Source organism: Marinobacter sp. C7, assembly GCF_022343555.1.
Classification (GTDB): domain Bacteria; phylum Pseudomonadota; class Gammaproteobacteria; order Pseudomonadales; family Oleiphilaceae; genus Marinobacter.
The window spans coordinates 138,117-150,574 of the sequence record NZ_JAKQZH010000001.1; the positions used below are offsets into that span (position 1 = coordinate 138,117).

A 12,458-nucleotide genomic window follows, 5' to 3' on the forward strand; every position below is an offset into this window, starting at 1 on the left:
AGCCCCGGTTGTCCGGGGCGCATGTGCGGAATCGAGGAACGATGACAACTGATACGGCGAAATCGCAGGCGGTCGTTGATGGCGACCAGAGTGTCCCGGCACCGGTGGAAGTCCCTCCCACCGGTGAGGAGATCAATCTGGATGCCAGCGAAAACTACTTCAACCGGGAGCTGAGTCTGCTGCAGTTCAATTACCGGGTATTGAAGCAGGCACTGGATACGACCCACCCGCTGATCAACCGCCTTATTTTCTGCTGCATTTTCAGCAGCAATATGGACGAGTTCTTCGAGATCCGGGTTGCCGGCCTGCGTCAGCAGATGAAGTACGGCCGTGAAACCATCGGTGCCGACGGCATGATGCCGGAGCAGGCGCTCGGCGAGATCAGCCGGGTCGCCCATGAATATATCAATGAGCAGTACGATATCCTCAACAATGTTCTGATTCCGGAGATGGAGCGGGAAAATATCCATTTTGTCCGCCGCCGGGAATGGACGCAGGAACAGGCCGAGTGGGTACGAAATTACTTCGAGGACGAGATTCTGCCGGTGGTCAGTCCTATCGGGCTGGACCCCTCGCACCCGTTCCCGCGCCTGGTCAACAAGAGCCTGAACTTCATTGTTGAACTCGATGGCAAGGACGCGTTCGGACGGGAGACCGGTATGGCCATCGTGCCGGCCCCCCGGTCCCTGCCGCGGCTGGTGCGCCTGCCGGACGAGGTCTGTAACGGCGGCGACAACCTGGTGTTCCTGTCTTCGATGATCCACGCCCATGCCGATGAGCTGTTCCCGGGCATGGAAGTGAAGGGGTGTTACCAGTTCCGCCTTACCCGTAATGCGGACCTGGAGCTGGAGGATGACCTGGAGGACCTCGCCTCGGCCCTGCGTGGTGAATTGCTCAGCCGCCGGTTCGGCGACGGTGTCCGCCTGGAGGTGGCCGACAACTGCCCGGAAGAGCTGGTGCAGTTTCTGCTGACCGAATTCGGGCTGACCGAGCGGGACCTGTACCAGGTGCATGGGCCGGTGAACCTCACCCGGCTGATGGCCGTCGGCAGCCTGGTGGATCGGCCGGATCTGACCTATTCCGGCTTCTCGCCCTCCATTCCCCGGCAGATCCGCAGCAAGGAGTCGATGTTTGACGCCATCCGCAAGCGTCCGATCCTGCTGTTGCACCCTTATGAGAATTTTAGCCCGGTAGTCGATTTGCTGCGTCAGGCGGCCAAGGATCCCCAGGTGCTGGCCATTCGCCAGACCCTGTACCGCACGGGCGCCGATTCCGAGATCGTTGAGGCGCTGGCGGATGCCGCAAGGCGCGGCAAGGAAGTCACTGCCGTCATCGAGCTGCGGGCCCGGTTCAGCGAGGCCGAGAACCTGGAGCTGGCCAGCCGGCTGCAGGAGGCGGGGGTGATTGTGGTGTATGGCGTGGTGGGCTATAAGACCCATGCCAAGATGATCCTGATCGTACGTCGTGAAGAGGGCCGCCTGCGGCGCTATGTGCATCTGGGCACCGGCAATTACCACGCGGCCAACGCCCGCCTGTATACCGACTACAGTTTCCTGACCTGCGACGAATCCATCGGGGATGATGTCAACAAGCTGTTCCAGCAGCTCACCGGCATGGGCAAGGCCCTGAAGATCAAGAAACTGTTCCATTCACCGTTCACCCTGCACAGCCGGCTGCTGAGCCTGATTGATCGGGAAGCGGGGTTTGGGGAAAAGGGCCGGATCATTCTCAAGTTCAACGGCCTGACCGAAATCCAGCTGATCAAGGCCCTGTACCGGGCCTCGCAGGCCGGCGTGAAGATTGACCTGATCATTCGGGGGATCTGTTGCCTGCGACCCGAGGTACCCGGTTTGTCCGATAACATCCGGGTGCGTTCGATCGTTGGCCGGTTTCTGGAGCACACCCGGGTCTATTACTTCGGCAACAACGGGCGCCCGGAGGTCTACTGCTCGAGCGCTGATGGTATGGAACGGAATCTGCTCAGCCGGGTGGAGACCGCGTTTCCCATCGAGGATCCGGCACTGGTGGCCCGGCTCCGGGAAGACCTTGATACCTACCTGGCCGACAACTGCCAGGCCTGGATGCTGCAGCCGGATGGTAGCTACATCCAGAATCAGCCCGGTGAGGGAGAAGAACGCTTTGCGTCCCAGCTGGTCCTGCTCGAACGGCTGACTGGCAAAACCTGATAAACGGAGGCGCCAGTGAAGCGCGCATGGATTGTGGCCGGTGTGGTGCTGTTGGCCGGTGGTGGTGTCGTGCCCTGGTTGGTTGGGTACCTGACCGAGTATCAATGGCAGCAGGCGGTGGCCGAGGTGAATGAGACCCAGCCGTTTATGGAGCTGCGGACCCGGGAGTATCAACGCGGCCTTCTGGGCGCCGAGGTGACTGGAACCCTGGCATTGCTGGACCCTGAAGCCGGTGAAACCCGACCCCTGGAGTTTGTTGCCCACGTTACACACGGTGTTACTGGCAGCCTGATGACCTTCGAGCCGGCAAATGGCTGGTCCTCACCGGGCGCTGACTGGTTCCCCGGGCCGGAGCCCCGGCTGACCCTGGAGACCCATCTGTGGGGCGAGGTGACGGTGACGCTGGACCTGCCAGAGCTGAAGATTTCCGATCCGGCTCTGGATGTCCGGGTTGCGGGGCTGCACCTGGATCAGACCCTGGAGCATCTGAGTGGTGATGTCTGGACAGGGCAGGGTGAGCTGCGGCTGGATTCCCTTGAGGTTTCCGCTGACGATGCAGCCCCGTTGGCCTTGTCCGACCTGACGGTCGTTAGTTCCAGTGAGTCCGTGGACAATGACACTCGTCTGGATTCGCGGGTCGAGATCGCTCTGGGGCAAGTGGATGTTGGCGATGGCAGTTACGGTCCGCATCGGGTGAGCGCCGTTCTGGATAATCTGGATGTTGCCAGTTGGAACCAGCTGGCGTCTGCTATGACCACACTCCAGAGCACTGCCCTGGAGGCCGGCCGGAGCGCCGGCTTTGAACCGCAGATGCAGGCCATGCAGGAGGTCAACAAGGCCCTGAGGCAGCTGGCCGCCTCGGGCTTTTCAGTGGCGATACCGGAGCTCAGTGTGGCCACTCCGGAAGGGGAAATCCGGGGCCGGTTGGAGATTCGTCATCCTGAGCTGGCGCCGGGACAGCAGACGGCGATGCTGCTGGTGATGCAGGGGCTGACAGGGGACCTTTACCTGAATCTGCCTCTGGCCCTGGTGGAGCAGCAGCCGGCGGTCATGATGCAGTTGGCGCCCCTGATCAAGCAGGGGTTTCTTGTGCGGGAGGGAGATCGTCTGGTGATGCAGGGGCGCATGCAAGATCTGCTGCTGACGGTCAATGGTATCGAGATTCCGTTGCCGCCGCTGCTCTGATGACTTCAGGTCCAGACAGGAAAAGCCCCGGATCCCGGGGCTTTTCAGTTTTCGGTCACTCAGTTGCCGGTCAGGCGGTGGTATTTTTCCATCAGCTGTTCACGGCTTTCCTGGCGCTCGGGATCCAGCGGGATGCAGTCCACCGGGCATACCTGCTGGCACTGGGGCTCGTCGTAGTGGCCGACGCACTCGGTGCACTTGTCCGGATCAATCACATAGATTTCATCACCCGGGGAAATTGCCTCGTTCGGGCATTCCGGTTCGCAGACGTCGCAGTTGATGCATTCGTCGGTAATCATCAGGGCCATCTTTCGGATACCTCAGGCTCAGTTGAACTTCTGTTTCAAGGCAGTCTCAACGGCAGGATCGACGAATTCTGAAACATTTCCGCCCAGGGAGGCGATTTCCCGGATCAGGGTGGATGAAATGTAGGAAAGGTGATTCGAGGGCGTCAGGAAGACGCTCTCCACTTCCGGGGCCAGTCGGCGGTTCATGTCCGCCAGCTGGAATTCGTATTCGAAGTCGGAGACCGCACGGAGGCCACGCAGGATGACGGTGGCGCCCTGTTCCCGGACGAAGTCGGCCAGCAGGTTGCTGAAACCGGTGACGGTCACGTTGGGCAGGTGGGTCGTTGCTTTTCTGACCAGTTCACAGCGTTCTTCGAGGTCGAAGAGGGGCTGCTTCTTGGGGTTGTAGGCGACGGCGACGACGATTTCGTCGAACATGCGGCCGGCGCGTTCGATGAGGTCGGTGTGGCCGTTGGTGATTGGGTCGAAGGTGCCCGGATAGATGACTTTGGACATGCACAGCTCCTTTCTTCGCTGGGTGCAATCATATCAGCATTACTGGTTGTTCTGTAGTTGCCGCGCCGGTATTCCGGGGCTTTGGAGTAGGGGAACTAACTTTGTGGCTGGGCCAATCGGGTGGGGCTTTCCGGAAACCGCTACGAGCACATCCATGTGCGCTTGGGCTCCGCCATCCATGGCTCCGCACATTTCCGGAAAGCCCCACCCGATCGGCCCGACGAGCAGTGTTGCAGGCCTCTCCGAATTTCTGGGAAGAGCAGGTATGCTGACTCGATCAGGCCTTGAGTCGATTGGTCAGTCTTGCACTGTTCCGCGCTGAAAGGGCATAGACCGACAATTGCGGATTGGCACCGATGCTGGTCGGGAAGATCGAGGCGTCGTGGATACTCAGGTTGCTGACGTGGTGGTGTTCCCCGAAGCCGTTGACGACGGATTCCTCGGGGTTGGCACCCATGCCGCAGCCGCCCATCTGGTGGGCGGTGAACAGGCGGACGCGGTGCCGTTCCATGGGGAGTTCATCGATGGCGGCTTTGGCGTCGGCCAGGGTGGTGTACCAGTCAGAGTCCAGGTGCATGAGGCGGACGCGTTTGGCGCCGGCGGCGAACTGGATTTCGGCCATTGTGTGGAAGGCGCGGCGCAGGCCATCCCAGAGGTAGTCGGTGACCGGGTAGTCCAGATAGGGGCTGCCGTCGTCGCGCAGTCCGATGGTGCCGCCGGGGCTGTCGGGGTGGAAGCCGTCCCGGAGCAGAGCGATGACGGAGTTGATCCAGGGCAGGCGGGCCATGGTGTTGATCTGGGGGTCGCCGTGGCCGGGGATGACGCCGGCGGACATCGCCGGGTGCAGGGGGGGGACTTCGAGCTTGTAACCCACCGGGCCGTCGACGCCGCCGCTGAAGTTGAAGTGGTCGGAATAAATGGATTGCGGCGCGCCGTAGAACGGCTCTACCTTTTCGGGCATTTCCGCGATGCAGGCGTTGACCGGGTGGATGAAGGAGCGTTTGCCGATGCGGTCATGTGGGTCGGGTATGTTGGAGCGCAGTAGCAGGCCCGGGGTCCCGATGGCGCTGGCGGCGGCGACGAAGTGTCGGGCTTTCAGGGTGACGGTGACGCCCGAAGGTGTGATGCCGTCGGCGGCCATGGCGCTGGCCCGGAGATGGTCGATACGGTCCTGTGCCATCACGAGTTTGTCCGCCCGCAGGCCGTGGATCAGGTGGGCATCGTTGTCCAGCGCTCCCGGGACCGTGGTCAGCAGGGCGCCCTGTTTGGCATTGGTGGGGCAGCCGACGCCACAGTAGCCCAGGTTCCAGCAACCCTTGACGTTACGGGGAATGACCTGCCAGCTGTAACCGAGGCGGTCGCAGCCCTGGCGCAGGATGTCGTTATTAACGTTGGGCTCCACGGCCCAGGGTTCCATGTTGTGGCGCTGTTCGCGACCGTCAAACCAGGGAGCCATGGCATCCGGGGCGAGGGCGTTGAGCCCGAAGCGTTCAGCCCAATAGTTCAGGGTGGCATCCGGAGTACGAAAGCTGCTGGTCCAGTTCACGGTGGTGGAACCGCCTACGCAGCGGCCCTGGAGGATCGCTATGGCACCGTCTTTGGTAACCCGGCTCATGCCTTCCTGATAGAGGCTGGCGTAGGCGCTGAGCTCGTCCATCTTGAAATCTTTCTGGTAATACAGCCGGCCTTCTTCCACAAGGATGACCGAGAGGCCGCTTTGGGCCAGTATCTCGGCGGTGGTGCCGCCCCCTGCACCGGTACCTATTACCACGACATCCGCTTCAAGGGTGCGGTTTTCGGTCAGGGTGGCGCCATCGGTGACTTTCCAGCCGGATTCCAGGCCCCGGGCAATACGATCTTTTAACTGCATGGTTGGCTCCGTCAATCAGCGGTAGGTCAGGCGCTCTGGAACTGGGGCAGCGTATCCACTGCCCATTGTGGCGGTCCCGGGTAACCGGAGAGGTGCCAGGAGTCCTCGTGGCCATAGAACGCCACGTTGCTGATCTTGGTCAGCGCAATGTAGCCGTTGTTGAACAGGCCGATGCCGCTGGTCCGCCAGCGCTCGAGGAAAGCATTCGCCTCTTCGGTGGTGGCGTTGGGCCAGCTCGACCAGACCCGGGCAATTGTGACTCGGGTCAGACCAAAATTGAGCAGGTCAAACAGGCGCCGGAGTTCCTTCTGGTTGGCTGGGCCGAAGTTATGGATGCCGGCATCGATCCGTTCGATGGTACCGGCGATCGCCACGCGCTGTGCCTGGGACTGCTCGGGCAACGCCGGACCAACAATCGCCGGGAGCAGGGCCTCGAACAGCTGGATATCGTCGGTGGTCAGGAAACGGAACTCGTAACTCGCGTCCATGCGGGTGCCCACCGCACTGACCCGGCCGGCAGGCGCGGAGCCGCAACCGCTGAGGCCCGCGGTGACGCTGGCGGTGCTCAGGAATAACGCGCCGCCGAGGCCGGTTTTCAAAAAGCTGCGGCGGTCGAGGTTGGCAAAACCGGAGGGAGTTGAACGTACCTCAGACTGATCGTTCATCGGACCTTTCTCATTTATTGTTGTAATGCGGAATGCCCATCACCGACAGGCACTCCGGCTGGCAGGCTAAAAGAATCAGCGAATAAAGAAACGGTAAACCAGCCTGTGCATGGCGGTCCCGTGCGGGGCATAGACATATTTGCCGCTGTTGAACTTCTGTTTGGTGAAGATCGCCCGGTGATGGGAGAAAGTCAGGAAGCCTTCGCGGCCATGGTAGTGGCCCATGCCGGAATCTCCGATACCCCCGAACGGCAGATCGTCCTGAGCCACATGCATCAGCGCATCGTTGATGCACATGCCGCCGGAGTGGGTGTTCTCCACCACGTGCTGCTGTTCATTCCTGTCGTAACCGAAGAAGTACAGCGCCAGCGGGCGCGGACGGTCATTGATGTAGTGGATAGCCTCATCCAGGGTGCCGTAGCCCACCACCGGCAGGATCGGACCGAATATCTCGTCCTGCATCACCTTCATGTCCGGATTTGCTTTCAGAACCAGCGTCAGCGGAATCTTCCGGGTGCCATCCTTCAGGTCCTCCCGGGCCGGGTTGATCTCGATCAGCTCTGCGCCTTTCTCCCTGGCGTCTTCCAGGTAGCCCTGCAGACGGTCGTACTGGCGCTCGTTGATGATCGCGGTGTAGTCGTCATTGTCCCGCAGGCTCGGATACATTTCTGCGAAACGGGTGCGGAATTCATCCACAAACGTCTGCACCCGGTCTGCCGGACACAGCACATAGTCGGGCGCGACACAGGTCTGACCGGCGTTGAAGGCCTTGCCGAAGGCAATGCGCTGGGCCGCGTCCTCCATGGGCACATCCGGAGAGACGATGGCCGGGGACTTGCCGCCCAGTTCCAGGGTCACCGGGGTCAGATTCTCGGCAGCAGCACGCATCACAAGCTTGCCGACCGAGGTGGATCCGGTGAACAGGAGGTGGTCGAAAGGCCGGGCGGAGAAATCCGCCGCCACATCCGCCTCACCATTGATCACGGCGACCAGGTCCTCGGCGAAATTGTCCTCGATGATTTCCTTGAACAATGCCGAGGTATGCGGGGTGTACTCGGACATCTTGATCATGGTGCGGTTACCCGCTGCCAGGGAGGCCACCAACGGACCAACCGCCAGGTACAGCGGGTAGTTCCAGGGCACGATCACGCCCACCACGCCCTTGGGCTGGTAGTGGACCTTGTTGCTGGCGGGCTGGAACAGCACCGAAACATGGCGCTTTGACGGCTTCATCCAGTCGGCCAGGTTCTTCAGGGTGTAGTTGATGCCCTGGATCGACGGCATCACCTCCGCGATCAGCGATTCGTCCCGGGACCGGCAGCTGAAGTCCCGGTCAATGGCTTCCACGAGCCGGTCCTGATTGCTGAGCAGGGCGCGCTTCAGGCGCTTCAGGTTGTCCTGTCGCTCGGTCAGCGAGGGCGAGGGATTGCCGCGAAAGGCCTTTTTCTGTGCCTTGAAGACCCGGTGGGTATGCTGGATGTGCTTCTTGCTTTCCGTGAGCTGGACGACGGTAGCAGCCATGACATTCTCCCTGGGCAACCGGCATCGCGGGCCGGTAACCTGTTTTGTTGTGTGGCCAAAAAACAGCCAGTTTGCATCAGGGAGTATTATTAGAGTATATACTCTAGGCAGTCAAGCAAGCGCCGATGGCCGATCGGGCCAGTCAACCGAAAGACCACAAAAAGTGCTCTCAACCCTATGAAAACAAGAGAAAAAATCATTCTTTCCAGCCTTGAGCTGTTCAATGAGCGTGGCGAACGCAATGTCACCACCAATCACATTGCCGCCCATCTGGCGATCTCGCCGGGCAATCTCTATTACCACTTCCGCAACAAGTCGGACATCATTTACGAGATCTTCCTTGAATACGAGAAGCTGGTGGATTACTACCTGGATATTCCTCAGGACCGGTCGCTGACGCTGGAGGACCTGACGTTCTACCTGGAGTCCGTGTTTGACGGGCTCTGGAGTTATCGGTTTTTCCACCGGGATCTGGAATACCTGCTCGACAGCGATCCGCGTCTGCGTAAGGACTACCGGGAATTCACCAATCGCTGCCTCGCGGCGATCAGCCAGATCTTCGAGAAGATGTCGGAGGCCGGCATTATCGAGCCCCAGCCCGAAGAACTGAGGTCGGCCATGTCGCTGAATGTCTGGTTGGTGATCACCAACTGGATGGCGTTCCTGAAAACGGCTCACGCAGCGGATGAACCGGCCAGCCTCAGCCTGACCGAGCTGAAGCAGGGCATCTACCAGGTGCTCACGCTGGAGATTCCCTATCTGACGCCCGCCTATCGGGAGCGGGTCATGGAATTGCGGGAACGATACCGGCCGTCGCTTCCGGAGCCTTCCGGGGCGGTGGTCTGAGTCGCTCTGAGTAAGTGATAGGCGCAATATTGAGCAAAAAATGATCGATCCGGGAACTTCCTGCGCGCATGCAGATCATAAAAGTGACGTTGGGAATTCGGACATTCCTTGCGTCTCCTGAGTGAGTTCTCAGGTTTTAGCACGTCGCAAACCCTGACGTTTCACCGGTCTGTCGCCTGGCAGACCGGTTTTTTTATGCCAGTTCCGAGGCTTCCCCTTCCAGCCAGTCACTCAGCGCGTCCCGGCATTCCTCGACGCCGCGCTTGGAGGTGGCAGAGAACATGATGAGGTGCTCCACGCACTGATAGGTTTTCAGCTTTTTGGCGATGCCCAGCATTGCGGTCTTGGCCTGCCCGAACTTCAGTTTGTCGGCTTTGGTGGCAAGAATCATCAACGGAAGGTGGTTATGTTCGCACCATTCCACCATCATTTGGTCGAAGTCGGTTAAAGGGTGGCGGATATCCATGACCAGGACCAGGCCTCGCAGGCACCGCCGGTCATTCAGGTAATGCCCGAGGTGTTGCTGCCAGTCGTCTTTCATGTCCCGGGATACCTTGGCATAGCCATAGCCCGGCAGGTCCACCAGTCTGGATCCTTCCCGGTTCAGGGAAAAGAAGTTGATCAGGCGGGTGCGCCCCGGCGTCTTGGACGTTCGCGCCAGTTTGCCGTTGGCGGTGATGGCATTGAGCGCGCTGGACTTGCCGGCGTTGGAGCGGCCGGCAAACGCGACTTCGGCCCCGATGTCGGGCGGACACTCTTCCAGGCGGGAGGCGCTGATCAGGAATCTGGCGCTGTTAAAAGAGATCGATTTTTGAGTCAGATCAGGGTCCACAGCAGTTGGCTTTCCTTTGGATTTCAGTTATTGGCGATTAATGTATAATGCTACACCAATTCCGGGCGGCGCGCTGTGCGTGGCCGCTGTCAGTCCCGGTTTTGAGCCTGCCTGGTCAGCGCCTGCCGGCTGCATGATGAAGAATACCTTTAAGATGAGAGAAGCGGAGCGAGCATGAAAAAACTGATCGCAGGAGTTGTTCTTGGTGTAAGCCTTACAACGCTGGCACACGGAGCAGGAGATCCCCAGGCAGGTGAACAGAACGCAGCGGTATGTGCTGGCTGCCATGGCCAGGGTGGCCAGAAGCCGGTCATGGGCGTGTACCCGAAGCTTTCGGGGCTGGGCGAGAAGTATCTGTACAGCCAGTTGAAAAACATCAAGTCCGGTGACCGGGCCATCCCGGAGATGACCGGTTTGCTGGATAACATGTCGGACCAGGACCTTCAGGACCTGGCGGCTTACTTCGATAGCCAGGATATGGTTGTCAGTCAGGCCAATCCGGATCTGATCGAGCAGGGCGCGGCGCTCTATCGCGGCGGCAACCTGGCAACCGGCGTACCGGCTTGTGCCGGCTGTCATAACCCGCAGGGCAAGGGTAACCAGCCGGGCGGCTATCCGGCCCTGGGCGGTCAGAACGCGGAGTACGTGACCAAGCAGCTGAAAGCCTACCGTGACGGCACCCGGAACGCGGGCTCCAACGCCGCGATCATGATGGACGTCGCCGCCAAGCTGACAGACGCCGAGATCGAGGCCGTTGCCAACTACGTTTCCGGTCTGAACTGATTACGGACCTGATCGTAAGAAAACCCCGCCCTGGCGGGGTTTTTTGTTGCTTGCTTACCATCCTGTAATGCGCCGCCGTCGGCCCCCTTGTGGAACTTTTGCCGATTGCTGGGTCATAATCCCCCACAAAATGTATTCAGGAAATCGGAGACGTTGAATGATCAGATCACTTGGAATGGCCGCTTTTCTGGCGATGGCCGTCGCCGTCACGGGAACCGCCAGTGCCCAGAGCTGGGAAGAAGGTGTGCATTATCGCAAGCTCGAGACTCCGGTCCGTACCGCAAGCGAGAGCGGAGTCGAGGTGGCCGAGGTGTTCTGGTACGGCTGCCCCCACTGTTACAACTTCAAGCCGCTGGCCGAAGCCTGGGAAGCCGATGCACCGGATTACGTGAATTACGTTCGCATTCCGGCCGCGTTGGGTCGTTCCTGGGAGCCCCATGCCCGGGCGTTCTACGCGCTGGAGGCCATGGGTGAGCGGGAAAAGGTCCACGATGCGCTGTTTGACGCCCTGGCGGGGGAACGTCGGCCTCTGAACGATGGTGAATCCCTGGCGGATTTCGTGGCTGATCATGGTGTGGACCCGGAAGAGTTCCTGAAGAATTACAACAGCTTCGGAGTGAACGCGAAAATGCAGCAGGCCCAGGCCAAGATTCGGGGTGCGCGCGTTACCGGGACACCGACTATGCTGGTTGATGGGAAGTATGCGGTCACCGCTTCCATGGCGGGCGGTCATGAGGCCGTGCTGAAAGTTGTGGACTACCTGGTGGAGAAGGAGCATAACGCCGGGCAATAAGACATAGCCCGGTGGCCTTGCCGCCGGGCCTTACGGGCAGGAAGAGACTGCCGGCCTATGTACAAGCGTATTCGCAAACAGATTGGTGGGTTTCTGAAGTCGGAGCATGAACCGAGAGGTCGCTGTTCCGGCTTTGAGCACGTTCCGGAATTCGAACCGCACCGACACATCCGGCTACTGACCTTCAATATCCAGGTGGGTATTAACACCACCTCCTACCGCCACTATGTAACCCGCAGCTGGCAGCATGTCCTGCCCCACCGCAATCGCATCGAGAACCTGGACAGAATTGCCCGGCTGGTCAGCAATTACGACGTGGTGGCACTGCAGGAATGTGATGGCGGCAGCCTGCGCAGTGGTTTTATCAATCAGGTGCAGTATCTGGCCGAGGCCGCCGGGATTCCTTACTGGTACCAGCAGCTGAACCGTAATATGGGGCAGATCGCCCAGCACTCCAATGGCCTGCTCAGCCGGTTTCGCCCCCTCGACGTAACCGAGCACCGTTTGCCAGGGCTGATTCCGGGGCGGGGTGCAATCATAGCCCGCTATGGCGTGAAAGAAGATCCGCTGGTGCTGGTCCTTATGCACCTGTCCCTGAGCAAGGCGGCGCAGCAGCGGCAGCTGGGCTATATCCGGGAGCAGATTGCCGACTATCAGCACGTGGTGCTGATGGGCGATATGAACGCTCACGCCGAACAGTTGTTGACCAATACGCCGTTGAGAGAAACGGACCTGGTGCCTCTGCCGGATACCGCTCACAGCTTTCCGAGCTGGCGACCGGAGAAGGCGCTTGACCATATCCTGGTCAGCCCGAGCCTGGAAATCCGCCGTTCAGAGGTGGTGAGTTACCCGGTTTCCGACCACTTGCCGATTGCCATGGACGTGGCGCTGCCAAAGGGTTATCTGGAAACCTTCTGACACTCGGCGTGCAGGCACAAAAAAAACCCGGCAGGAGCCGGGTTTTTTTGTGAAGG

12 protein-coding genes are annotated in these 12,458 nt (G+C 60.1%); 6 read left to right on the forward strand and 6 right to left on the reverse strand.

Going from position 1 to position 12,458, the window contains the following annotated elements; all coding sequences use genetic code 11:
- Positions 1 to 41 precede the first annotated feature (41 nt).
- Both ppk1 and MD273_RS00590 read left to right on the forward strand, forming a co-directional pair.
- Positions 42 to 2,186 (forward strand): polyphosphate kinase 1, encoded by a 2,145-nt coding sequence (gene ppk1, locus MD273_RS00585; protein ID WP_239035838.1) that lies wholly within the window; start codon positions 42 to 44, stop codon positions 2,184 to 2,186.
- Positions 2,187 to 2,201: 15 nt separating this feature from the next.
- Complete coding sequence (locus tag MD273_RS00590) at positions 2,202 to 3,371, forward strand: DUF945 family protein (RefSeq protein WP_239035839.1); 1,170 nt, start codon at positions 2,202 to 2,204, stop codon at positions 3,369 to 3,371.
- Positions 3,372 to 3,430: 59 nt separating this feature from the next.
- Here MD273_RS00590 and MD273_RS00595 read toward each other — a convergent pair whose 3' ends face one another.
- The 5 genes from MD273_RS00595 to MD273_RS00615 form a co-directional block, all read right to left on the reverse strand.
- Positions 3,431 to 3,679 (reverse strand): YfhL family 4Fe-4S dicluster ferredoxin, encoded by a 249-nt coding sequence (locus MD273_RS00595; protein ID WP_239035840.1) that lies wholly within the window; start codon positions 3,677 to 3,679, stop codon positions 3,431 to 3,433.
- Positions 3,680 to 3,697: 18 nt separating this feature from the next.
- Positions 3,698 to 4,174 (reverse strand): pantetheine-phosphate adenylyltransferase, encoded by a 477-nt coding sequence (gene coaD / locus MD273_RS00600; protein ID WP_239035841.1) that lies wholly within the window; start codon positions 4,172 to 4,174, stop codon positions 3,698 to 3,700.
- A 277-nt stretch (positions 4,175 to 4,451) separates the two neighbouring features.
- A complete protein-coding gene (locus MD273_RS00605; RefSeq protein WP_239035842.1) occupies positions 4,452 to 6,044 on the reverse strand; it encodes a GMC family oxidoreductase in 1,593 nt (530 codons plus the stop codon).
- A gap of 26 nt (positions 6,045 to 6,070) precedes the next feature.
- A complete protein-coding gene (locus MD273_RS00610) occupies positions 6,071 to 6,709 on the reverse strand; it encodes a hypothetical protein (RefSeq protein WP_239035843.1) in 639 nt (212 codons plus the stop codon).
- A gap of 75 nt (positions 6,710 to 6,784) precedes the next feature.
- Positions 6,785 to 8,230, reverse strand: coding sequence for a coniferyl aldehyde dehydrogenase (locus MD273_RS00615; RefSeq protein WP_239035844.1), 1,446 nt, complete (start codon positions 8,228 to 8,230; stop codon positions 6,785 to 6,787).
- A 177-nt stretch (positions 8,231 to 8,407) separates the two neighbouring features.
- Between MD273_RS00615 and MD273_RS00620 the strand changes: the two genes are divergently transcribed.
- Entirely contained in the window at positions 8,408 to 9,076 is a 669-nt protein-coding gene (locus MD273_RS00620; RefSeq protein ID WP_239035845.1) for a TetR/AcrR family transcriptional regulator, read from the forward strand.
- 193 nt (positions 9,077 to 9,269) lie between these two features.
- On the opposite strand, the gene yihA is transcribed toward MD273_RS00620, so the two are convergent.
- On the reverse strand, positions 9,270 to 9,908 hold the full coding sequence (yihA, locus tag MD273_RS00625) for a ribosome biogenesis GTP-binding protein YihA/YsxC (protein ID WP_239035846.1): 639 nt from the start codon (positions 9,906 to 9,908) through the stop codon (positions 9,270 to 9,272).
- Positions 9,909 to 10,082: 174 nt separating this feature from the next.
- On the opposite strand from yihA, the gene MD273_RS00630 reads away from it, so the two are divergent.
- The 3 genes from MD273_RS00630 to MD273_RS00640 all read left to right on the forward strand — a co-directional run bounded on the left by MD273_RS00630 (position 10,083) and on the right by MD273_RS00640 (position 12,402).
- Complete coding sequence (locus MD273_RS00630; protein ID WP_239035847.1) at positions 10,083 to 10,691, forward strand: c-type cytochrome; 609 nt, start codon at positions 10,083 to 10,085, stop codon at positions 10,689 to 10,691.
- Between the two features lie 157 nt (positions 10,692 to 10,848).
- A complete protein-coding gene (locus tag MD273_RS00635; protein ID WP_239035848.1) occupies positions 10,849 to 11,484 on the forward strand; it encodes a thiol:disulfide interchange protein DsbA/DsbL in 636 nt (211 codons plus the stop codon).
- 57 nt (positions 11,485 to 11,541) lie between these two features.
- Complete coding sequence (locus MD273_RS00640) at positions 11,542 to 12,402, forward strand: endonuclease/exonuclease/phosphatase family protein (protein ID WP_239035849.1); 861 nt, start codon at positions 11,542 to 11,544, stop codon at positions 12,400 to 12,402.
- Positions 12,403 to 12,458: the final 56 nt, after the last annotated feature.